This window comes from Pseudomonas sp. M47T1, assembly GCF_000263855.1.
Classification (GTDB): Bacteria; Pseudomonadota; Gammaproteobacteria; order Pseudomonadales; family Pseudomonadaceae; genus Aquipseudomonas.
The window spans coordinates 45,792-66,494 of record NZ_AJWX01000023.1 but is presented as its reverse complement, the minus strand read 5'-3'; the positions used below and the strand labels follow the sequence as shown (position 1 = coordinate 66,494).

Genomic DNA, 20,703 nt, shown 5'->3' with positions numbered 1-20,703 from the left:
CACGGCAGATGCCATTCTCGTCCATTCATTGCCTGAGAATCTTTCGTATGCATTCCATAACCTGGCGCGATATCGACACCGTACTCCTGGATATGGACGGTACCCTGCTGGACCTGCATTACGACAACCATTTCTGGCTGGACCACCTGCCCCAACGTTATGCCGAAGCCCACGGTATCAGCCGCGCCATGGCTGAAATGGAAATGCGCCCACTGTTCGAGAAAAACGCCGGCACCCTCAACTGGTATTGCCTGGACTTCTGGAGCAGCGAGCTGCGCCTGCCGGTACGCGAGCTGAAACTGGAAACGGCGCACCTGATTGCCCTGCGGCCCCATGCCGATACGTTCCTGGCCGCGATTCGCCAGGCAGGCAAGCGCGTCATCCTGATCACTAATGCCCACCGCGATTCATTGTCGGTCAAGCTTGAACGAGTAGCCCTGGCGCCCTACTTTGAGCGCCTGATCAGCTCCCACGATTATGGCTTCCCCAAGGAAAGCCAGAATTTCTGGAGCGCCTTGCAGGACGATATCGGCTTTGACCCCACTCGCAGCCTGTTCATCGACGATACCCTGCCGATACTGCGCAGCGCCCGCACCTTCGGCGTTGCCCATTTGCTGGCCGTGCGTGAGCCGGACAGCCGCAAGGGCCGCAAGGACACCGAAGAATTCAACGCCGTGGACGACTACCGCACCCTGCTGCAAGGCCTATAGCCGACATTGATGGCGTCTATCGCGGTATCGGGTTTAGCGATTAGACGTTGGGTGGCCACAAGCCTAGGCTTTCATCATCTATTCGAGCGGTACCCTTATGGACACCCAACAGCCAGCCAGCCAAACCTACAGCTACGCGAACCTCACCCAGGATGAGGAAGCCACTACCGCGCTGGCGGAAGAGGTGGCGCTGGCCATTGCCTATAACGGCATCAGCCAGGCGGTGATGCTGGTAAGCCCTACCGACCTGGAAGACTTCATCGTCGGCTTCAGTATCGGCAGCGGCATCATCAGCGCTGCAGACGAAATCTATGACATGAAGCTGACAGGCTGTGGTTCGGCCCAACAGGCCGAAGTGGAGATATCCAGCCGCTCCTTCTGGAACCTCAAGGACCAGCGCCGCCAATTGGCTGGCACCAGCGGCTGTGGCCTGTGCGGCGTCGAAGCGGTGGAACAGGCTTTGCCCGAACTGCAGGTGCTGCCCGGCGCCCCGCTGCCACCGGCAGCCTGGCTGGAAGGCCTGCGCCAGCGTATCGGCGCATTCCAGCCATTGGGCCAGCACTGCGGTGCGGTGCACGCTGCACTGTTCATGAATAAGCAGGGTGAGTTGCTGATGGGGCGCGAGGACATTGGCCGCCACAACGCGCTGGACAAGCTGATTGGCGCATTGATTCGCCAGAACGTGCCAACCGCCGGGGGGCTGGCAGTGGTGACCAGCCGTTGCAGCCTGGAATTGATTCAAAAGGTTTTGCGGGCAGGCATCCACACCTTGGTGAGCCTGTCGTCACCCACCGGGCTTGCGGTACAGTGGGCGCGCCGTCACAACTTGAATCTCATTCATCTTCCACAAAAAAGCGGCCCGCGCGTGTATAGCCAATCGAGCCTCTGACGCCGTGTATTTCTTCAGCTAATTTAACTGACGAAAGCCCACAAAAAAGGCCATTTCATTGCTGAAATGGCCTTAGCGAAGTACATCTGACACAGCAAAATTCAGAAAGTTTCATCTTGAAAACAAAGACTTATAAAATTGTGTACACGTCGTGTTATTCGTCGGTTTCAAGTTGTCAGTTTTCTTACAGAGCCTCAGGATCGCGCCGTCATCCCACTGAGACTCTGTCTATGAAGTTTACCTCGATTCTCTTGTTGTCCCTGAGCCTGGCCAGCGGCTTTGCGTGCGCTGGCGGCACTGCACAAGCAGGTATAGGTGGCGCATTGGGAGGGGTTCTGGGCGCAGCGGTCGGCCAGCAACTGGGCGGCAGCACTGGCGCAGCCATTGGTGCAGGCCTGGGCGGCGCCGGTGGCGCAGCGGTAGGCGCCAACAAACACAGCCGTGGCGAAGCTGCGATCGGTGGCGGCCTGGGTGCCGCGGGCGGCAACGTGCTGGGCCACAGTATGGGCGGCAGCACCGGCGGCCTGATCGGCGCAGCCGCAGGCGGCGGCGCCGGTGGCGCACTGGGCAACTACATGGGCAACGAAAGCAACCGCGAGGCTCACAGCCGTGGCCGCGGTTACGATGATCGCCGCCACTACCGCGGGCATGATCGTCGCTGGGACCATCACGACCGCCGCCATTGGGGTCATCGCTGATTCGGAACGACTGGGTGAATAGGCGCCCCTCCAGATGCTGCGTTTAGGCCAATTGCTGTAATGCCTCACGCAGCGTGGGCGGGATAGTGACCGGCTGGTTGCTTTCTCGATCCACGAACACGTGCACGAACCGCCCTGCCGCGCAGGCATCCGCCTCGCCGGCCTTGAACACAGCCAGTTCGTACTGCACTGAACTGTTGCCCAGCTTGCCCACGCGCAGGCCTATCTCGATGCGGTCGGGAAAGGCAATGGAAGCAAAGTAGTCGCAGGATGAACTGACCACGAAGCCCACCACCCCGCCGTCGTGGATATCCAGCCCGCCCTGCTCGATCAGGTAGGTGTTCACCGCCGTGTCGAAGAAGCTGTAGTAGGTCACGTTATTGACGTGACCATACACATCGTTATCGTGCCAACGCGTGATGATCGGCTGGAAGTACCGATAATCCTCGCGCTGTGGCATTGCGTCATTCATCCGTGGGTCACCTGTGCAAACGTACTGCCCTCGCGGGCCAGGCGGCTGATCAGTTCAGCCGGCTGCCAATGCTCGCCGAAGCGCCCCTTGAATTCCAGCAGGCGACGCTCGATCTCTGCCAACCCCTGCTTGTCGGCCCAGGCCATGGGACCGCCGCCTTCCTTGGGAAAGCCATAGCCGTTGAGGTACACCAGGTCGATGTCATGGGCCGACTGGGCAATGCCTTCCTGAAGGATTTTCGCGCCTTCATTGACCAGCGCCAGCACGCAACGGTCGACGATTTCCTCGGCACCGATGGCGCGACGGTTGTAGCCCATGCCGTGGCTTACGCCAATCACCAGCGCATCGACTTCGTCATCGTGCTCGGCCTGGCGGCTGTCGGGTTCATAGTGGTAGTAGCCGTCGCCGCTTTTCTGACCAAACCGACCCATCTCGCACAGGCGGTTGTCGATCTGCACCTCGGGCTCGCCCATGCCCTGGCCTGACAATTGCCGCGCCCGCCACTCAAGGTCGATGCCCACCACGTCGTACATGCGAAACGGCCCCATGGCGAAGCCGAACCCCTGCAACGCCGAGTCCACCTCGAAAGGCAGCGAACCTTCCAGCAGCATCATCCGCGCCTCCTTGGCGTAGAAATGCAGCATGCGGTTGCCGATGAAGCCGTGGCAATTGCCCGACACCACGCTGACCTTACCCATGCGCTCGCCCAACTCCAGGCCGGCTTGCAGCACGTCGGCGGAGGTCTTGGCACCGCGTACCACCTCCAGCAGTTTCATGATGTGCGCAGGGCTGAAGAAGTGCAGCCCCAGCACTTGCTCGGGCCGCCCGGTAACCGCGGCAATGGCATCGATATCCAGTGCCGAGGTATTGCTGGCCAGAATCGCGCCTGGCTGCAGCAGGCGGTCCAGCTCCCGAAATATTTGCTGCTTGAGTTCGAGATTTTCGTACACCGCTTCGATCACCAGGTCCACGTCATGGATGGCGGCATAATCCGCCACCTTGCCAATCCGCGCGAGGCGTCGTGCCGCCTCGGCGTCATCAATGCGCCCCTGTTCGACATTGTGTGCCCAAGTGTGCCCAACGATCTCCAATGCCTGGTTGAGCATCTGCGGGTTGCTGTCCATCCATTTTACCTGGATACCCGCTGCGGCCAGGCACATGACAATGCCCCGCCCCATGGTTCCGGCCCCGATAACGGCGGCGCGCTGGATGTCGTAGGTGCTTTGGCTCATGGCAGATCCTCGGATTAAGGTAGCTGGGCAATCCCCAAACCATAGAACAGCACGCGCAGGTTTTGAACTTTATTCGTGTGATGAGGCTTATTCAGCCGGTGAATCCGTACAACATCTCGCAACACAGCCGCCATGCACCGCACAGCAAAAATGCCGATAGTTGCGCCCTTGAACCATTCTTTCAGGGCTATACCATGCAGGACGCACAGCGCATTTTCCGTCAACGTTTTCCCCTTCCACCGCTACTGGCAATTCCCGCATTACTGCTGGGTTGCATGGGTGCGGCCAACGCCGAAAACCGTAAGGCCTTCGAAACAGCCGAATACCGGGCTCAAGGCGCGCTGGCGGTGGTGAATGCCTCCGCGTTGTACGCGCGAGGCGGCACCGGTGAAGGCGTGACCGTGGCGTTGATCGACTCGGGGCTCAACCTCGACTTGCCGTCGTTCAAGGGCCGCATCGCCGACCCCGGTTATGACTACGTACTCAAGCAGAGCGGCACCCTCGACCGAGTTGGCCATGGCACGCAGATGGCCGGGGTACTGGCCGCCAATAAGGACGAGCGGGGCATGCACGGCATTGCCTACGACGCGCAGCTGATCCCGATGCGCTTCGGCGACAACAACGAGCCGTTCTTCTTCGACGAGGAAATCGCCGGGTCATGGCGCTATGCCTTCGAGCGGGGCGCGAAGATTCTCAGTAACTCCTGGGCCAACTCCGTACCCGCCACCGAGTTAACCGAGGCCCGCTATAAGCAGATCATGGAAGCGTCGCTGCAAAGCGCTCGGGACCTGGTGGCTCAAGGCGCGGTATTTGTATTCCCCACCGGCAACGAGCTCAAACGTGAACCCTTGGCCGAACCCGGGCTGGCGTTGGCCATTGCGGAGCTGGAAAAGGGTTGGTTGGCGGTGGTGGCCCTCAAACGCGACGGCACGGCCATCAACGCCAAGTCCAATTACTGCGGCGTGGCAGCACGCTGGTGCATCGCAGTGCCTGGTGGCGATGCGGGCGCTGGCCTGCTGACCACCGGCAAGGACGGCAAGTTCGTGGAAACGGCCGGCACCTCGCCCGCCGTGGCGCTGGTGGCCGGTGCGCTGGCGGCACTGCAAAGTCGCTACCCGGACAAATCACCACAGCAACTGCGTGAACGCTTGCTGAGCACTGCCAACAAAACGGGCATCTACGCTAACACCGAGGCCTATGGCCAGGGCCTGATGGACCTGGACGCGGCCTCGCGGCCTTGACCGTTACAAAGCGACCATAAAAAACCGCCCCGAAGGGCGGTTTTTCAGATCGCACCCGCTATTACAGCTGTGGACCAGCGCTGCGAATGGCGTCGCTGACGTCGAACTTCTTGAAGTTCTCGGTGAACAGCTTGGCCAGGCCGTTGGCGGCCTCGTCGTAGGCCGCTTTGTCCGCCCAGGTGTTGCGTGGGTTGAGCAGGACTGTTTCAACGCCCGGAACGGCCTTCGGCACGTTCAGGTTGATGGTGTCCAGGTGCTCGGTTTCGGTGCCGATCAGAGCGCCGCTCTGGATGGCCGCGATCACGCCACGGGTGGTGGGGATATTGAAACGCTTGCCCACGCCGTAGCCACCACCGGTCCAGCCGGTATTGACCAGGTAAACCTTGGAGTTGAAGCCACGGATACGCTTGATCAGCAGTTCGGCGTATTCGCCAGCCGGACGCGGGAAGAACGGTGCGCCGAAGCAGGTGGAGAAGGTCGACTTGATGCCGGCGCCCGAACCCATTTCAGTGGAACCGACCAGCGCGGTGTAGCCGGACAGGAAGTGGTAGGCCGCCTGTTCTTCGCTGAGGATGGACACTGGCGGCAGCACGCCGGTCAGGTCGCAGGTCAGGAAGATAACGGCGTTCGGCTCGCCCCCGAGGTTCTTCGGCGCGCGCTTCTCGATCAGTTCGCGCGGGTAGGCAGCGCGGCTGTTCTGGGTGAGGCTGTCATCGGCGTAGTCGGCTTTCTTGGTGACCGGGTCCAGGACCACGTTCTCCAGTACGGCGCCGTGCTGGATGGCTTTCCAGATGACCGGCTCGTTCTTCTCGGACAGGTCGATGCACTTGGCGTAGCAGCCGCCTTCGATGTTGAAGACAACACCTTCGCCCCAACCGTGTTCGTCGTCGCCAATCAGGTAACGGCTTTCGTCAGCCGACAGGGTGGTCTTGCCGGTGCCCGACAGGCCGAAGAACAGGGTGACGTCGCCGTCTTCGCCCATGTTGGCCGCGCAGTGCATTGGCAGTACGTCGGCAGCCGGCAGCAGGAAGTTCTGCACCGAGAACATGGCTTTCTTCATTTCGCCGGCGTAACGCATGCCAGCAATCAGTACTTTCTTGGCGGCAAAGTTGATGATCACAGTGCCGTCGGAGTTGGTGCCGTCACGCTCTGGTTCGCACACGAACCACGGGGCGTTCATGACTTGCCATTCCTGCTTGGCGCCCGGGTTGTAGTGCTCCGGGTTGATGAACAGGCAACGGCCGAACAGGTTGTGCCAGGCGGTCTCGGTGGTCATCTTGACGGCGAGGTAGTGCGCTTCGTCAGAGCCTACGTGAACGTGGGAGACAAACCGCTCGCGCTCGCCCAGATAGGCAGCGACGCGGTCCCACAGGGCGTCGAACTTGTCGGCGGGGAACTTGCGGTTGATCGGGCCCCAGGCAATGGCGGCCTGAGTGGAGGCTTCTTCAACGATAAAGCGGTCAACCGGCGAACGGCCGGTACGGTGACCTGTTTTCACGACCAGCGCGCCGGTGTCGGCAAGCTCGCCTTCACCGCGCTTCAGGGCTTCTTGTACCAGCTCATCGATGCTCAGATCGGTGTACACGGTGTTATTAGCTTGCGTCATGAGGTTCCCCGTCGGCCCAGGGCCGAGTACTCCAAACGTTTTGTAGTAGAGACAAAAAAACTACTACAGCTCTAAAAGTGGGCCGGATTATGCCAGAAACGTCCAGAAATAGTAGGGGCCTCCTGTCGAAACGGCATTAACCCGGCGGCACTTACGCGATCACGCGCTACTTAAACGTTTCAGTGCCGGGTATCTGACGGCACTTCCAACCCACCGCCGGCGAAAAGTTGAGTAACTTCAGTGCTATCAAAGAGATAGCGTTCGCTACAAAACTGGCAATCGATCTCGATCACGCCACCACGCTCCAGCACCAGTTCCTGAGCATCGGCCTCGCCCAGGCTGACCAGTGCACGGGCCGAGCGCTCGCGCGAACAACTGCAACGGAAGCGCAGCGGTTGCACATCGAACAGACGCACGGCCTGGTCGTGGTACAGGCGGTGCAGGACGGTCTCGTTGTCCAGGCCCAGCAGCTCTTCGGCGGTCAGGGTACCGGCCAACACGGTTGCATCCTGCCAGCTGGCTTCACGCTCTTCGGCGTCCTTGAGCTTGTCGGCCGGCAATTGCTGCAACAGCATGCCGCGTGCACGGGAGCCGTTGGCGTTGAGCCAGAAGCGGGTACCCAGCTGTTCGGACATCTTGAAGTAGTTGGTGAAGCATTCCGACAGGTCGGCGCCGTCCAATTCGACGATGCCCTGGTAGCGCTGGCCCTTGTTAGGGTCTACGGTCATTGCCAGTACACCGTTGGGCATCAGTTCGCCCAGGGAAGCGCCGGGGGTGATGCCCTCGGCCTCGTAGCGCGCCAGCCCGCGAATGTCGCGTTCGCTGGAGCACTCGATCATCAGCAGCGGCACCGGACCATCGGAACGCGCCTGCAGGATCAGCAACCCGTCGAACTTGAGGGTGCCCACCAGCAGCGCGGCCGCCGCCATGAACTCGCCCAGCAGTTGGGCAACCGGCTCCGGGTACGGATGCTTGGCCAGCACTTCGGCGTAGCTGCGCTCAAGGGAAACCATCTCACCACGAATGTCGCATTCGTCGAAGATGAAACGTTGGCTGTAATCGGTATCCGGTGTGTCGTGCATAGAGGTCTGGGTATCTGATAATAGTGACAAGATGTTTACAAGGGCCTATAAAAGCCCGCTTTAGAGCACCAGCCTGGTGCGGATCGCTCTGTCTGACATAGAGGTATCTTATGAACAAACCCGCACTGTTCCAAGCAAGGTGGAACGTACGAGGCCTTCTACTCTGTAATCTAATCGCCTTCGGGCTGATCGGTCTGTGGTTGCTGCCGGCCGGCCATGCGCTTTTTACATCTTTCGACGAATGGCTGTTCCATCTGCTCAACCAGCCTTTGGCCGACCACGTGGTGTGGCGCTCGATCTGGGCGGTTTCCAGCATGCGACCGTTCGACATCATTGTCGGCCTGATCCTGCTGTCCCTGCTGATTCGCGGCGACTGGGTGATCGAAGCCATCCATGCCCGCCAGGCCACCCTGGCCTTCGTGTCGATGCTGGTTCTGCTGCTGGTGATCCGTGCGCTGTTCGACAAGGTGTGCGACGCCATGGGCTGGCAGCACCATAGCCCGTCGCTGGTGCTCAGCGACGCCATTCGCCTGAGCGACCTGTACCCGCACATTGATTCGCACCTGGAGCTAAAGGATGGTTCGAACCAGAGCTTCCCTGGCGATCACGCCTCCGTGCTGCTGATCTGGGGCATGTTCATGAGCATTTTCGCCCGCCGTTTCGGCCAGTACCTGGTAATTTGGGGTCTGGTACTGCTGTTTTCAATGCCGCGCCTGGTCGCCGGCGCCCACTGGGGCCAGGACGACTACATCGGCGGCGTGGCCATGGCCCTGCTGGCGCTGGGCTGGGGTTACTACACCCCGTTTGCCGCCGGCGTGTCGGGCTGGTTGCTGCGCGTGACGCAGCCGCTGTTCCGTGTGCTGCAACGCCTGCCACTGGTACGCTGCCTGAGCGTGGTCAGCGCCTAGTCGCTGTGAAACTGATGGAGCTGCCGACGCTGTTTCTTGGTCGGCCGCCCATCGGTGGTTACACCCAGCGAGCCAGCCTTGCGCATCTGCGCGGCTTCCTCGCGCTTTGCCACGCTTTGTGGTGTCTCTTCATAAAGTAGCTGGGCCTCGGGCGCACCCTTGCGCACCACCGACAGGGCCTTGACTACTACCGTGCGCTCGTCGAACCCGGTGCGCAGGACAAACTCGTCACCCACCCTGGGTTCTTTGCCCGGCTTGCAGCGCTCGCCGCGCCAGTGCACCTTGCCGCCTTCGATCGCCGCCTTGGCCAAGGCGCGCGTTTTATAGAAACGCGCCGCCCACAACCATTTATCGAGACGAACCTTGTCGTCCTCTTCCTGTTTTTGTGCCACCGCAAAACCTCGACTCAGGACTTTAATGGAACTGTACTACCGTGCCTGTCGGATGCAAGGTAAGAAGCCGTGCGTTTAAAGTCTGAACCAGCTACGGACAGCCTTCAGGACGCAACGGATGAACGAAATCTTCAGCTTGCCACTCAATATCTATCGCCATTTGCATCGGTTTCTGCGTGAATACCGCGCTTTGCACCATGGGTCGCACCGCGCCGCCTTCACGGCGGCTATGCTGCGATCAGAAACCTTTTACACCTCGGTTGCCCCATTGAAGACATTTGATCATTTGACCGTTATCGGCCTGCGCGAGTGGGTGGCGCTTCCCGACCTGGGGGTCGCCGGCCTGCGCGCCAAGATCGATACCGGCGCCAGCACGTCCAGCCTTCACGCCACGGAAATAGAAACCTTTGAGCGTGACGGCGAGCAATGGGTGCGCTTCAACGCGCACCTGGGCTCGGTCGTGCAACTGCGCCACCGACGCTGCGAAGCGCCACTAGTGGCCATGAAAACCATCAAGAGCTCCAACGGCCACGCCCAGACCCGCTACGTCATCCGCACCACGTTGGCGCTGGGTGACCGGGTATGGCAGGTCGAATTTACCCTCGCCTGCCGCAAGGCGATGCGCTATCGCCTGCTGCTGGGCTCCAAGGCCCTGGTCCATGGCCAACTGGTGGTCAACCCAGGCGTTACCTACGTTCAAGACAAGCCGGCTTTTCCGGCCTCTACTACCTCTTCCACAGGTGTTGCATGAAGATCGCTGTGCTGTCGCGGAACCCGCGTCTGTATTCCACCCGCCGCCTGGTTGAAGCCGGGGTTGCGCGCGGGCATGAAATGGTAGTGATCGATACCTTGCGCGCCTACATGAACATCGCCAGCCACAAGCCGCAGATCCACTATCGCGGCAAGCCGCTGGAAGGGTTCGATGCAGTGATTCCGCGCATCGGCGCATCGGTCACGTTCTATGGCTGCGCGGTATTGCGCCAGTTCGAGATGATGGGTGTGTTCCCGCTCAACGAGTCCGTGGCCATCGCCCGCTCGCGGGACAAGCTGCGCTCGCTGCAATTGCTGTCCCGCCGGGGCATCGGCTTGCCGGTTACCGGTTTTGCCCACTCCCCGGATGACATTCCCGACCTGATCCAGATGGTCAACGGCGCCCCCCTGGTCATCAAGGTGCTGGAAGGCACCCAGGGCATCGGCGTGGTGCTGTGCGAGACCACCAAGGCGGCAGAGTCGGTGATCGAGGCCTTCATGGGCTTGAAGCAGAACATCATGGTGCAGGAGTACATCAAGGAAGCCGGTGGCGCCGACATCCGCTGCTTCGTGGTGGGTGACAAGGTGATTGCCTCGATGAAGCGCCAGGCCAAGCCGGGCGAGTTCCGCTCCAACCTTCACCGCGGTGGCAGCGCAAGCCTGATCAAGATCACCCCCGAAGAGCGCATGACCGCCATCCGTGCGGCCAAGGTCATGGGCCTGAGCGTTGCAGGCGTGGATATTCTGCGCTCCAATCACGGGCCACTGGTGATGGAGGTCAACTCCTCGCCGGGCCTGGAAGGCATCGAAGTCACCACCGGCAAGGACGTGGCCGGGATGATCATCGAACACCTGGAAAAGAATGGCGGCCCGAACCTGACCCGTACCAAAGGCAAGGGTTGACCCCGCGTAATGGGGCCGATTATTGGAGCTGCCGAAAGGTTGCGGAAAGGTCCGTAGGACCTCGGCGGTGTGATATCGGTCGCGGGCCCGCTATGCGGGCCTTCGCAGCCTGCGGCAGCTTGTACGGGGGTCAGACCGCGTCGCGGGGTAGCATCAGCCCCAGCGGCAAGCGCACGCGGGCTTCCAGGCCGCCGCCAGAGCGGTTGCGCAGTTCGACATTGCCGCCATGCATGGCGGCTATGCGCTTGACGATGGCCAACCCCAGGCCGGTGCCCTTGCCACTGCGGGCACGATCGCCACGAATGAACGGGTCGAAGATGCTTGCCAGTTCCTCCTCGAGAATGCCCGCGCCACGGTCCAGCACGCTGAGCACCACGTAGGGGGCGCTGTTGTCGCCCGACACGTAGGCCGCTACTTCAACGCCATCACCGGCATGATGCAGCGCATTGCCGATCAGGTTGGTGAGCAGCCGTTTCATCGACACGCGCCGCAACGGGAATGGCGGAATAGGCTCCAGGCAGAGGCGCACGCGCTCTTGCGGCTGGTTGAAGGGCGCCACGGTTTCCTGCACCAGCTGGGCCAGGTCTACTTCCTCGATGGCTTCGTCACGGCCGTCGCGAATGAAAGCCAGAAACTGGTCGAGGATGGCATCCATGTCTTCGATGTCGCGCTGCATGTCCGCCGCCAGGTCACTGGACGGGTCCATGAACTCGGTGGACAGCCGCAAGCGGGTCAATGGCGTGCGCAAGTCGTGGGACACCCCCGCCAGCATCAGTTCGCGCTCGCGCCCAGCCTGCTCGACGTCTTCGGCCATCTGGTTGAAGGCGCGGTACACCTCGGTCATTTCGCTGGGCGTGTCACTGATGGGCAAGCGTACGCTGCGCCCCTGCCCCACTTGCCGGGCGGCGAACACCAGGCGCTTGAGCGGCTGGCTTAGCTGGCGCACGAATATCCAGGCCGAGGCCGTGGACAGCAGGCCGATGGCCAGGAACCAGCCCAGCACATTCCATATTTTCTGCCCGCGAAGCGGGTGCGGGTACAACGGCACCTTCAGCCAGCCAGCCCCCAGGCTGGGCGCGCGCACCCACAACGCGGGAGGCGCATGCACGCGCAGGCGCACTTCGGTGTCGGCACCCAGCTCGGCCTGCATCTGGCGCTGGTAGATGGCGCTGTACGGCCAGTGCTGCTCGCCCTCGGGCACACCGCCACCCACCACGCGGATCAACCCGGCGGCGTCGGCAATGCGTTCACGGTCATCTTCGTCGGCAGCCCAGTAGGCCCGAAGGGTCAGCGCGACGCCGTGGCTGTACTGCCGATCAACTAGCACATCCTCGTTCATCAACAGATAAACCAGGGTCAGCGCCTTGGAAAACAGCACGACGATGAGTACCAGCCACAATGTGCGGGCAAAGAAACTCTGGGGGAACCATACGGGGGTCTTCATAAACAGCAGCCATAAACTTTGCAGGAGCGAGCGCCGCTCGCACTGATTGCGGATAACGAGCCTTCCTGGCCGCGCCGGGACGGCTCGCTCCTACAAATGCCCCGTCACTTGCTGTCGCCATCCGGCACGAACACGTAGCCAACGCCCCAGACAGTCTGGATATAGCGCGGTTTGGACGGATCGGGCTCGATCAAACGACGCAGACGGGAAATCTGCACGTCGATGGAACGTTCCAGCGCGTCCCATTCCCGACCGCGGGCCAGGTTCATCAGCTTGTCACGGGTCAGCGGCTCGCGTGCGTGCATTACCAGAGCCTTGAGCACAGCGAACTCGCCCGTGGTCAGCATGTGCACCTCGTTACCCCGCGTCAACTCGCGGGTGGCCAGCGACAGAGAGTAGTCGCCAAAGGTGACCACCTCGTCCTCGCTGGCGGGCGCGCCGGGCACCGGGGCTACGCGGCGGAACAGCACGGCCTTGATGCGCGCCACCAGTTCATGGGGGTTGAACGGCTTGCCCAGGTAGTCGTCGGCATGCTCAAGGCCGCGAATACGGTCCTGGTCATCGCCCTTGGCGGTAAGCATGATCACCGGCACCGGGTTGGTCTTTCCGCGGCGCAGGCGTGCGGCGGCGGTCAGGCCGTCTTCGCCGGGCAGCATCAGGTCCAGCACGATCAGGTTATAGGACTCACGCGCCAGCAGGCGGTCCATTTCCTTGGTGTCACCCACGGCACGGATGTTGAATTCAGTGTGTTCGGTGAGGAAGCGCACCAGCCGATCACGGATGACCTGATCGTCGTCGACAATCAGAATCTTTGGTGCTTGTGCAGTACTGCTCATGGCTTACTCCTTTGATCTCGGCATGCATTATGGCGCAGCTACCGAATCAGTGTGCTGTGTGCATTGTTAGCAGATTTTACCTGGGTTGCCATGACAGACGCGCCGACGGGTGACTTTGCCAGCATCCCCCAAGCTTGCATCGCTGGTTATAATGCGCCCCTTTTACGTCGGGCGCGCCCGGCGGTTCGTGATCGCCAGCCCCGGCCGGCGGCTCTGCATTTACAATTGGTCAGGTGGTCTTATGGACAGCATCAACAGCCGCATCGCCGCAGAACTCGGCGTCCGCCCGCAACAGGTCGACGCGGCCGTGGCTCTTTTGGACGAAGGCTCCACGGTGCCTTTTATCGCCCGCTACCGCAAAGAAGTGACCGGCAGCCTGGACGACACGCAACTGCGCAACCTGGAAGAACGCCTGCGCTACCTGCGCGAGCTCGACGATCGCCGCGCCAGCATCCTGGCCAGCATTGAAGAACAAGGCAAGCTGACGCCTGAACTGGCCCGCGACATCAACCTGGCCGACACCAAGACCCGCCTCGAAGACCTTTACCTGCCTTATAAGCAGAAGCGTCGCACCAAGGGCCAGATCGCCCTGGAAGCCGGCCTGGGCGAGCTGGCTGACGGCCTGCTGGCCGACCCGATGCTCAACCCCGAAGCCGAGGCTGCCCGCTTTGTCAGCGCCGACAAGGGCGTGGCCGACACCAAGGCGGCCCTGGAAGGCGCCAAGTATATTCTGATGGAGCGCTTTGCCGAAGACGCCAAGCTACTGGAAAAGCTGCGCGGTTTCCTCAAGCAGGAAGCCACCATCAGTGCCCGCGTGGTGGCCGGCAAGGAAGAGGAAGGCGCCAAGTTCCGCGACTACTTCGAACACGACGAACCGCTCAAGAGCATGCCGTCGCACCGCGCCCTGGCGATTTTCCGCGGCCGCAACGAAGGTGTGCTCAGCTGCGCGCTGAAAGTGGGCGAGGAAGCGCCGGGCACCCTGCACCCGTGCGAAATGATGATCGGCGAACATTTCAGCCTGAAAAACCAGAACCGGCCTGCCGACAAATGGCTGGGCGAAGTAGTGCGCTGGACCTGGAAGGTCAAGCTCTACACCCACTTGGAGACCGATCTGTTCGGCGAACTGCGCGATAGCGCCGAAGCCGAGGCCATCAACGTATTCGCCCACAACCTGCATGACCTGCTGCTGGCTGCCCCGGCGGGCCCGCGCGCTACCCTGGGCCTGGACCCGGGCCTGCGTACCGGCTGCAAGGTGGCCGTGGTGGATGCCACTGGCAAGGTGCTGGACACTGCCACCGTCTACCCGCACGTGCCACACAACAAGTGGGACCAGACCATCGCCGTGCTGGCCGCCCTGTGCGCCAAGCACTCGGTTGACCTGATTGCCATCGGCAACGGTACCGCCAGCCGCGAAACCGACAAGCTGGCCGCCGACCTGATCAAAAAATACCCAGGTCTGAAAATGACCAAGGTCATGGTCTCCGAGGCGGGCGCTTCGGTGTACTCGGCCTCGGAACTGGCAGCCAAGGAATTTCCGGACCTGGACGTGTCGATCCGTGGCGCCGTGTCCATCGCTCGTCGCCTGCAGGACCCGCTGGCCGAGCTGGTGAAGATCGATCCGAAGTCCATCGGTGTTGGCCAGTATCAGCACGACGTGTCGCAGCTCAAGCTGGCGCGTGGCCTGGACGCCGTGGTGGAAGACTGCGTGAACGCCGTGGGCGTGGACGTGAACACCGCCTCGGTGGCCTTGCTGGCGCGTATCTCGGGCCTCAACAGCACCCTGGCGCAGAACATCGTTGCCCACCGCGACGAGCACGGCGCGTTCAAGACCCGCGCGGCGCTGAAGAAAGTCAGCCGCCTGGGCGAGAAAACCTTTGAACAAGCCGCAGGCTTCCTGCGCGTGATGAACGGCGACAACCCGCTGGACGCCTCCGCCGTGCACCCGGAAGCCTACCCATTGGTGCAACGCATTGCCGCCGAAACCGACCGCGACATCCGCTCGCTGATCGGCGACGGTGCGTTCCTCAAGCGCCTGGACCCTAAGAAGTTCACCGACGAAACCTTCGGCCTGCCTACGGTCACCGACATCCTCCAGGAACTGGACAAGCCGGGCCGCGACCCGCGCCCCGAGTTCAAGACAGCCGCCTTCCAGGACGGCGTCGAAGACCTCAAGGACCTGGAGCCGGGGATGATTCTCGAAGGCGTGGTCACCAACGTGACCAACTTCGGTGCCTTCGTCGATATCGGTGTACACCAGGACGGGCTGGTTCATATCTCGGCGCTGTCGGAGAAGTTCATCAAGGACCCGCGCGAAGCGGTGAAGGCCGGCGACGTGGTGAAGGTCAAGGTCATGGAAGTCGATATCCCCCGCAAACGCGTGGGCCTGTCGATGCGCATGGGCGACACCCCGGGCGAGAAAGTCGACGGTGCCCGTGGCAGCCGCCCAGGTTCCGCGCCACGCCAGCAAGGCGCGCCTGCCCGTCAGAAAGAGCCTGCGCCAGCCCCGGCCAATAACGCCATGGCTTCGCTGTTCGCCAACGCCAAGCAGTTGAAGAAACGCTGATGGACATCCCTGAAGCGCTGGTGCACAGCGCCTTCAGCCAGCTATTGGGCTGCCGCCTGCAACGCCTGGACAAAGGCGTTGCCGAGGTGGCCCTGGCGCTGGAACCGCACCTGCGCAATCGTGGCCAGGTGATGCATGGCGGGGCCTTGTTCAGCCTGGTGGACATCACCATGGGCCTGGCATGCTCCAGCCATCACGGCTTCGATCAGCAAAGCGTGACCCTGGAATGCAAGATCAACTACATGCGCCCGGTGGCTCAGGGCGAGGTGGTGTGCGTGGCCACCGTGGTTCACGGCGGCAAGCGCACATTGGTTGTCGACGCCGAAGTGCTTCAGGGCGACAAACTGATGGCCAAAGCGCAAGGGACCTTCGTGGTTCTCTAGCGATTTGTATCCCTAATGAGTTAATTTCGGCACTGCGTACGCGGTGCCGGAATCGACTACCTGGGAAAAGCTGAACGTCTGGCGAAATGTCTGACACTAAGCAGTATGACCAGGCGACAACGCCGGTTCCTTTCGTCACCCTTGTAGACCGTCAACTCTACCCCCATATTGGGGCGACTGACGCGTGAAGGAATCCAACTTGAGCGAAATTCTCAACCGCCGCCTGCGCCTCTTGGGCGAGCGAGCCAACCTGACCCTGCTCGAGCACTGCCTGCACGGCATCGAGCGCGAATGCCTGCGCGTCACGGCCCAAGGCCGCCTGGCGCAAACGCCGCACCCCGAAGCGCTGGGCGCCGCGCTGACCAACGAACAGATCACCACGGACTATTCCGAATCGCTGCTGGAGTTCATTACCCCAGCCTTGAGCGACCCGGCGCAGACCCTGCAAAGCCTGGACAAGATCCACCGCTTCGCCTATTCCAAGCTGGGCAACGAGTTCCTCTGGAGCCCCTCGATGCCCTGCCCGCTGCCGGCCGAGGAAGATATTCCGATTGCCTATTACGGCACCTCCAACATCGGCCAGCTCAAGTACGTGTACCGCCAGGGCCTGGCCCTGCGCTACGGCCGCACCATGCAGTGCATCGCCGGCATTCACTACAATTTCTCGCTGCCCGAGCAGCTGTGGCCGCTGCTGCGCGAAGCCGAAGGCGCCGTGCAGAGCGACCGTGACTATCAGTCATCGGCCTACATTGCACTGATCCGCAACTTCCGTCGCTACAGCTGGCTGCTGATGTACCTGTTCGGTGCCTCGCCGGCCCTGGACGCAGGTTTCCTGCGCGGCCGCGGCCACCAGCTCGAACAGCTGGATGCCGACACCCTGTACCTGCCCTACGCCACCAGCCTGCGCATGAGCGACCTGGGTTACCAGAGCAACGCCCAAGCCGGGCTTACGCCGTGCTACAACGACCTGGCCAGCTACACCGACAGCCTGCGCAAGGCCGTGGCCACGCCCTATGCCCCGTACGTGGAAATCGGCACGCACAAGGATGGCGAATGGGTTCAGTTGAACACCAACATCCTGCAGATCGAGAACGAGTACTACTCCAACATCCGCCCCAAACGCGTGACCTACACCGGCGAGCGGCCTATCCAGGCGCTGATGGCCCGCGGCGTGCAGTACGTTGAAGTGCGCTGCCTGGACATCAACCCGTTCCTGCCCACCGGCGTCGACCTGCCCGAAGCACGTTTTTTGGACGCCTTCCTGCTGTACTGCGCCTTGCAGGAAAGCCCGCTGCTGGAAAGCGTCGAATGCGGCGGCGCCACCAACAACTTCCTCAGCGTGGTCAAGGAAGGTCGCAAGCCTGGCCTGCAATTGCAGCGCGATGGGCAGCAGGTGGAACTCAAGCAATGGGCCAGCGACCTGCTGGACCAGATCGCGCCCCTCGCCGAGTTGCTCGACCAGAGCCATGGCGGCGACGAGCACGCCAAGGCCCTGGCCGCCCAGCGCGCCAAGGTCAGCGACCCTTCACTCACGCCTTCGGCGCAGGTGTTGGCAAGCATGGCCCAGCACAAGGAAAGCTTCACGCAGTTCTCGCTGCGCCAGAGCCAGGCCCACGCCGAATACTTCCGCAGCCAGTCACTGAGCGTGGAAGAACAGGCGAAGTTCGAGGAAATGGCGCGCAAGTCCATTGCTCAGCAGGCTGAACTGGAGCAGACCGAGGTAGGCGATTTCGATACTTTCGTGGGCTCCTACCAGGCCAGTATCCTGGCAATCAGCAACTGATACCTCGCGGCGCGCCCTTCGCGGGCACAGCCCGCTCCTAAAGATCGCAATTCTTGAAGGAGCGGGCAGTGCCCGCGAAGGGTTCGACGCGGTTATCGAGCGAGCCTACAGCGCTTTTTCGAAGATTTTCGAGTTGCGCTGGTAGTTGTACAGCGACGCCCGTGCCGCTGGCAGGCGCTCTACGCCGCTGGGCTCGAAACCGCGCTCGCGGAACCAGTGCGCCGTGCGGGTCGTCAGTACGAACAGGGTATTGAGCCCCATTTCCCGTGCACGGGCTTCAATGCGCTCCAGCAGCTCATCACCACGACCGCCATGGCGGTACTCAGGATTTACCGCCAGGCAGGCCAACTCACCGGCTTCAGAATCGGCAATGGGGTACAGGGCCGCGCAAGCGATGATCATGCCTTCGCGCTCAACCACACTGAATTGCTCGATCTCGCGCTCCAGCACCTCGCGGGAACGACGCACCAGGATGCCCTGTTCTTCCAGCGGGCTGATCAGGTCCAACAGCCCGCCAACGTCTTCGATCGTCGCCTCGCGTACCTGCTCGAACTGTTCCTGGGCAACCAATGTGCCGCCACCGTCGCGGGTGAACAGCTCGGTCAACAGCGCGCCGTTTTCCACATAGCTGACGATATGACTGCGGCCCACGCCGCCCTTGCACGCTTGCGCGGCGGCATCGAGCAACTCGGCCTGGTAGTTTTCCATGCCCAGGCGCTCCAGGTGCGCAGGCACCTGTTGCGGGCGCAATTCGCGCACCAGCTTGCCATTTTCACCGATCAGGCCGTGATCTTCGCCAAAAAGCAACAGCTTGTCGGCTTCCAGATCAATGGCCGCGCGGGTGGCCACGTCTTCACAGGCAATGTTGAACACTTCACCGGTGGGCGAGTAACCCAGCGGCGACAGCAGCACGATGGAGCGCTCGTCCAGCAGGCGATTGATGCCCTTGCGATCAACCCGGCGTACTTCGCCGGTGTGGTGGTAATCGATGCCTTCGAGCACGCCAATGGGCCGGCCGGTGACCAGGTTACCGCTGGCCACGCGCAGGCGCGCGCCCTGCATGGGCGACGAGGCCATGTCCATGGACAGGCGCGCCTCGATGGCGATGCGCAAGGCACCCACCGCGTCCACCACGCACTCCAGGGTGGCGGCATCGGTAATGCGCAAGCCGCGATGGTAGTGCGGGGTGAGCCCACGGGCGGCCAGGCGGCTTTCGATCTGCGGGCGCGAACCGTGCACCAGCACCAGGCGCACGCCCAGGCTGTGCAACAGCACCAGGTCGTGGACGATGTTGCCGAAGTTGGGGTGTTCGATGCCATCGCCGGGCAGCATGACCACGAAGGTGCAGTCCCGGTGGGCGTTGATGTACGGAGAGGCGTGACGGAGCCAATTGACGTATTCGGGCATAACTTCAAAAGCCTGTAAAAAAGTGGACGAGCAACGTGGGAACGCACAGCAGGCTGCTGGTTATCGTCGTAACAGGCTTGGCAACACGCGGACTCTCCTCTTTATCTCTACGAATGAGCAACGTCGGCGTTTAGTGGCCGACCGGTTGCAGGCAGTAATATTCGATCAACTCACGCAATAGACGCACAGTAGGCTCCAAGCGTGACATTTCCAGGAATTCCCCGGGCTGGTGAGCACAGGCGATGTCTCCCGGCCCCAGGATCAGGGTCTCGCAACCCAGGCGCTGAAGATAAGGTGCTTCGGTGCCGAATGCCACCGCTTCCGCCCGATGGCCGGTCAGGCGTTCGGCTACCCGTACCAGCTCGCTGTCGGCCGACTGCTCGAAGGGCGGCACTTCGCTGAACAACGGTGCGTAGTCGATTTTCACCTGGTGCAGTTCAGCCAGCGGCTCAAGCTTCTGGCGAATGGCCGCCCGCAGTGCCTTGGGGTCCATGCCCGGCAGGGGCCGCAGGTCGAATTCCAGCGAGCACTGGCCGCAGATTCGGTTGGGGTTGTCACCGCCATGAATGCAGCCGAAGTTCAAGGTGGGTTGCGGCACGCTGAACTGCGGGTTGTTGTATTCCACCTGCCACTGCTTGCGCAGGCCCATCAGTTCGCTGATGGCGCCGTGCATGGCTTCCATGGCGCTGTGGCCAAGGCTTGGGTCGGAGGAATGGCCGCTGCGCCCCAGAATGTCGATGCGCTCCATCATCACGCCCTTGTGCAGGCGGATAGGCTTGAGCCCGGTAGGTTCGCCGATCACCGCCGCGCGGCCCAATGGCCAGCCGGCCGCGGCCAGGGCCTTGGCGCCGGCCATGGAGCTTTCCTCGTCGCAGGTGGCCAGGATCAGCAGCGGCTGCTTGAAGTCGTGCGCAAGCAGCGGCAACACGGCCTCGATGATCAGGGCGAAGAAGCCCTTCATGTCGCAACTGCCCAGCCCTACCCAGCGGCCATCCACTTCGGTGAGCTTGAGCGGGTCGGTCTGCCAGAGCTTTTCGTCGTAGGGCACCGTGTCGCTGTGGCCCGACAGCACCAGGCCACCGGGGCCGGTACCACGGCTGGCCAGCAGGTTGAACTTGCCAGGCAACACTTCACGAATGTCGCAGGCAAAGCCCAGGTCGCCCAGCCAACTGGCCAACAGGTCGATGACCGGCTTGTTGGACTGGTCCAGGCTGGCCTGGGTACAACTCACCGATGGCGCTGCGATCAAGGCGGCGAATTGCTCTTTGAATGAGGGCAGCGGCATGGGCATTCTCCAGTTGGCGAACCCCATCATAGAGCCATTGAGTACCGAGAATAAACCGCCGGGATGGGACTGCTGTACACTGCACGGCCTTAGCAGTCATCTGCGCTCCTATCAGAACA

19 protein-coding genes are annotated in these 20,703 nt (G+C 61.9%); 10 read left to right on the top strand and 9 right to left on the bottom strand.

Annotated elements, in window-relative coordinates:
• Positions 1–47: 47 nt before the first annotated feature.
• The 3 genes from yrfG to PMM47T1_RS21415 all read left to right on the top strand — a co-directional run bounded on the left by yrfG (position 48) and on the right by PMM47T1_RS21415 (position 2,297).
• The gene (gene yrfG, locus PMM47T1_RS21425) at positions 48–710 is read left to right on the top strand and encodes a GMP/IMP nucleotidase (RefSeq protein WP_008372912.1); all 663 of its coding nucleotides are present in this window, start codon (positions 48–50) and stop codon (positions 708–710) included.
• 97 nt (positions 711–807) lie between these two features.
• A complete protein-coding gene (gene fdhD / locus PMM47T1_RS21420) occupies positions 808–1,599 on the top strand; it encodes a formate dehydrogenase accessory sulfurtransferase FdhD (protein ID WP_008372909.1) in 792 nt (263 codons plus the stop codon).
• Positions 1,600–1,829: 230 nt separating this feature from the next.
• Positions 1,830–2,297, top strand: a complete 468-nt coding sequence (locus tag PMM47T1_RS21415) for a glycine zipper domain-containing protein (RefSeq protein ID WP_008372908.1) — start codon at positions 1,830–1,832, stop codon at positions 2,295–2,297.
• A gap of 43 nt (positions 2,298–2,340) precedes the next feature.
• Here PMM47T1_RS21415 and PMM47T1_RS21410 read toward each other — a convergent pair whose 3' ends face one another.
• Both PMM47T1_RS21410 and PMM47T1_RS21405 read right to left on the bottom strand, forming a co-directional pair.
• Complete coding sequence (locus tag PMM47T1_RS21410; RefSeq protein ID WP_008372906.1) at positions 2,341–2,769, bottom strand: acyl-CoA thioesterase; 429 nt, start codon at positions 2,767–2,769, stop codon at positions 2,341–2,343.
• Complete coding sequence (locus PMM47T1_RS21405) at positions 2,766–4,001, bottom strand: 3-hydroxyacyl-CoA dehydrogenase (protein ID WP_008372904.1); 1,236 nt, start codon at positions 3,999–4,001, stop codon at positions 2,766–2,768. Before PMM47T1_RS21405 ends, PMM47T1_RS21410 begins: the two co-directional genes overlap by 4 nt.
• A gap of 194 nt (positions 4,002–4,195) precedes the next feature.
• Between PMM47T1_RS21405 and PMM47T1_RS21400 the strand changes: the two genes are divergently transcribed.
• Positions 4,196–5,242, top strand: a complete 1,047-nt coding sequence (locus PMM47T1_RS21400; protein WP_050990448.1) for a S8 family peptidase — start codon at positions 4,196–4,198, stop codon at positions 5,240–5,242.
• Between the two features lie 61 nt (positions 5,243–5,303).
• Here the strand turns inward: PMM47T1_RS21400 and PMM47T1_RS21395 are convergent, their stop codons facing one another.
• The gene (locus PMM47T1_RS21395) at positions 5,304–6,848 is read right to left on the bottom strand and encodes a phosphoenolpyruvate carboxykinase (protein WP_008372901.1); all 1,545 of its coding nucleotides are present in this window, start codon (positions 6,846–6,848) and stop codon (positions 5,304–5,306) included.
• A 179-nt stretch (positions 6,849–7,027) separates the two neighbouring features.
• The gene (gene hslO / locus PMM47T1_RS21390; protein ID WP_008372898.1) at positions 7,028–7,930 is read right to left on the bottom strand and encodes an Hsp33 family molecular chaperone HslO; all 903 of its coding nucleotides are present in this window, start codon (positions 7,928–7,930) and stop codon (positions 7,028–7,030) included.
• A gap of 110 nt (positions 7,931–8,040) precedes the next feature.
• Here hslO and PMM47T1_RS21385 point away from each other — a divergent pair, with 110 nt between their 5' ends.
• On the top strand, positions 8,041–8,838 hold the full coding sequence (locus PMM47T1_RS21385) for a phosphatase PAP2 family protein (protein WP_008372895.1): 798 nt from the start codon (positions 8,041–8,043) through the stop codon (positions 8,836–8,838).
• On the opposite strand, the gene PMM47T1_RS21380 is transcribed toward PMM47T1_RS21385, so the two are convergent.
• The gene (locus tag PMM47T1_RS21380; protein ID WP_008372893.1) at positions 8,835–9,230 is read right to left on the bottom strand and encodes an RNA-binding S4 domain-containing protein; all 396 of its coding nucleotides are present in this window, start codon (positions 9,228–9,230) and stop codon (positions 8,835–8,837) included. The two genes, PMM47T1_RS21385 and PMM47T1_RS21380, sit on opposite strands and share 4 nt — an antisense overlap.
• A gap of 268 nt (positions 9,231–9,498) precedes the next feature.
• Between PMM47T1_RS21380 and rimB the strand changes: the two genes are divergently transcribed.
• Together rimB and rimK are read left to right on the top strand one after the other, a co-directional pair.
• Complete coding sequence (gene rimB, locus PMM47T1_RS21375) at positions 9,499–9,981, top strand: retropepsin-like aspartic endopeptidase RimB (protein ID WP_008372891.1); 483 nt, start codon at positions 9,499–9,501, stop codon at positions 9,979–9,981.
• Positions 9,978–10,883, top strand: coding sequence for a 30S ribosomal protein S6--L-glutamate ligase (gene rimK / locus PMM47T1_RS21370; protein WP_008372889.1), 906 nt, complete (start codon positions 9,978–9,980; stop codon positions 10,881–10,883). Before rimB ends, rimK begins: the two co-directional genes overlap by 4 nt.
• Before the next feature lie 130 nt (positions 10,884–11,013).
• Here rimK and PMM47T1_RS21365 read toward each other — a convergent pair whose 3' ends face one another.
• Both PMM47T1_RS21365 and ompR read right to left on the bottom strand, forming a co-directional pair.
• On the bottom strand, positions 11,014–12,327 hold the full coding sequence (locus PMM47T1_RS21365) for an ATP-binding protein (protein ID WP_008372887.1): 1,314 nt from the start codon (positions 12,325–12,327) through the stop codon (positions 11,014–11,016).
• Between the two features lie 104 nt (positions 12,328–12,431).
• On the bottom strand, positions 12,432–13,163 hold the full coding sequence (gene ompR / locus PMM47T1_RS21360; protein WP_008372885.1) for an osmolarity response regulator transcription factor OmpR: 732 nt from the start codon (positions 13,161–13,163) through the stop codon (positions 12,432–12,434).
• Between the two features lie 241 nt (positions 13,164–13,404).
• Here ompR and PMM47T1_RS21355 point away from each other — a divergent pair, with 241 nt between their 5' ends.
• From PMM47T1_RS21355 to gshA, 3 genes are all read left to right on the top strand, one after another.
• A complete protein-coding gene (locus tag PMM47T1_RS21355) occupies positions 13,405–15,726 on the top strand; it encodes a Tex family protein (protein ID WP_008372883.1) in 2,322 nt (773 codons plus the stop codon).
• The gene (locus PMM47T1_RS21350) at positions 15,726–16,109 is read left to right on the top strand and encodes a PaaI family thioesterase (RefSeq protein ID WP_008372881.1); all 384 of its coding nucleotides are present in this window, start codon (positions 15,726–15,728) and stop codon (positions 16,107–16,109) included. The genes PMM47T1_RS21355 and PMM47T1_RS21350 overlap by 1 nt, the downstream gene beginning before the upstream one ends.
• A gap of 199 nt (positions 16,110–16,308) precedes the next feature.
• Positions 16,309–17,892 carry a glutamate--cysteine ligase gene (gene gshA / locus PMM47T1_RS21345; protein ID WP_008372879.1) on the top strand — a complete coding sequence of 528 codons (1,584 nt, stop codon included), beginning with the start codon at positions 16,309–16,311 and terminating at the stop codon, positions 17,890–17,892.
• Positions 17,893–17,997: 105 nt separating this feature from the next.
• On the opposite strand, the gene argA is transcribed toward gshA, so the two are convergent.
• Both argA and argE read right to left on the bottom strand, forming a co-directional pair.
• Positions 17,998–19,299 (bottom strand): amino-acid N-acetyltransferase, encoded by a 1,302-nt coding sequence (gene argA, locus PMM47T1_RS21340; protein ID WP_008372877.1) that lies wholly within the window; start codon positions 19,297–19,299, stop codon positions 17,998–18,000.
• A 130-nt stretch (positions 19,300–19,429) separates the two neighbouring features.
• Positions 19,430–20,584: an acetylornithine deacetylase gene (gene argE / locus PMM47T1_RS21335; RefSeq protein ID WP_008372875.1), complete on the bottom strand. Its 1,155-nt coding sequence runs from the start codon at positions 20,582–20,584 to the stop codon at positions 19,430–19,432.
• Positions 20,585–20,703 lie beyond the last annotated feature (119 nt).

Excerpts from the sequence above, each read along its gene's own strand:
- yrfG (WP_008372912.1), top strand. The coding sequence starts at position 48 with ATGCATTCCATAACCTGGCGCGATATCGACACCGTACTCCTGGATATG.
- fdhD (WP_008372909.1), top strand. The coding sequence starts at position 808 with ATGGACACCCAACAGCCAGCCAGCCAAACCTACAGCTACGCGAACCTC.
- PMM47T1_RS21415 (WP_008372908.1), top strand. The coding sequence starts at position 1,830 with ATGAAGTTTACCTCGATTCTCTTGTTGTCCCTGAGCCTGGCCAGCGGC.
- PMM47T1_RS21410 (WP_008372906.1), bottom strand. The coding sequence starts at position 2,769 with ATGAATGACGCAATGCCACAGCGCGAGGATTATCGGTACTTCCAGCCG.
- PMM47T1_RS21405 (WP_008372904.1), bottom strand. The coding sequence starts at position 4,001 with ATGAGCCAAAGCACCTACGACATCCAGCGCGCCGCCGTTATCGGGGCC.
- PMM47T1_RS21400 (WP_050990448.1), top strand. The coding sequence starts at position 4,196 with ATGCAGGACGCACAGCGCATTTTCCGTCAACGTTTTCCCCTTCCACCG.
- PMM47T1_RS21395 (WP_008372901.1), bottom strand. The coding sequence starts at position 6,848 with ATGACGCAAGCTAATAACACCGTGTACACCGATCTGAGCATCGATGAG.
- hslO (WP_008372898.1), bottom strand. The coding sequence starts at position 7,930 with ATGCACGACACACCGGATACCGATTACAGCCAACGTTTCATCTTCGAC.
- PMM47T1_RS21385 (WP_008372895.1), top strand. The coding sequence starts at position 8,041 with ATGAACAAACCCGCACTGTTCCAAGCAAGGTGGAACGTACGAGGCCTT.
- rimK (WP_008372889.1), top strand. The coding sequence starts at position 9,978 with ATGAAGATCGCTGTGCTGTCGCGGAACCCGCGTCTGTATTCCACCCGC.
- PMM47T1_RS21365 (WP_008372887.1), bottom strand. The coding sequence starts at position 12,327 with ATGAAGACCCCCGTATGGTTCCCCCAGAGTTTCTTTGCCCGCACATTG.
- ompR (WP_008372885.1), bottom strand. The coding sequence starts at position 13,163 with ATGAGCAGTACTGCACAAGCACCAAAGATTCTGATTGTCGACGACGAT.
- PMM47T1_RS21355 (WP_008372883.1), top strand. The coding sequence starts at position 13,405 with ATGGACAGCATCAACAGCCGCATCGCCGCAGAACTCGGCGTCCGCCCG.
- PMM47T1_RS21350 (WP_008372881.1), top strand. The coding sequence starts at position 15,726 with ATGGACATCCCTGAAGCGCTGGTGCACAGCGCCTTCAGCCAGCTATTG.
- argA (WP_008372877.1), bottom strand. The coding sequence starts at position 19,299 with ATGCCCGAATACGTCAATTGGCTCCGTCACGCCTCTCCGTACATCAAC.
- argE (WP_008372875.1), bottom strand. The coding sequence starts at position 20,584 with ATGCCGCTGCCCTCATTCAAAGAGCAATTCGCCGCCTTGATCGCAGCG.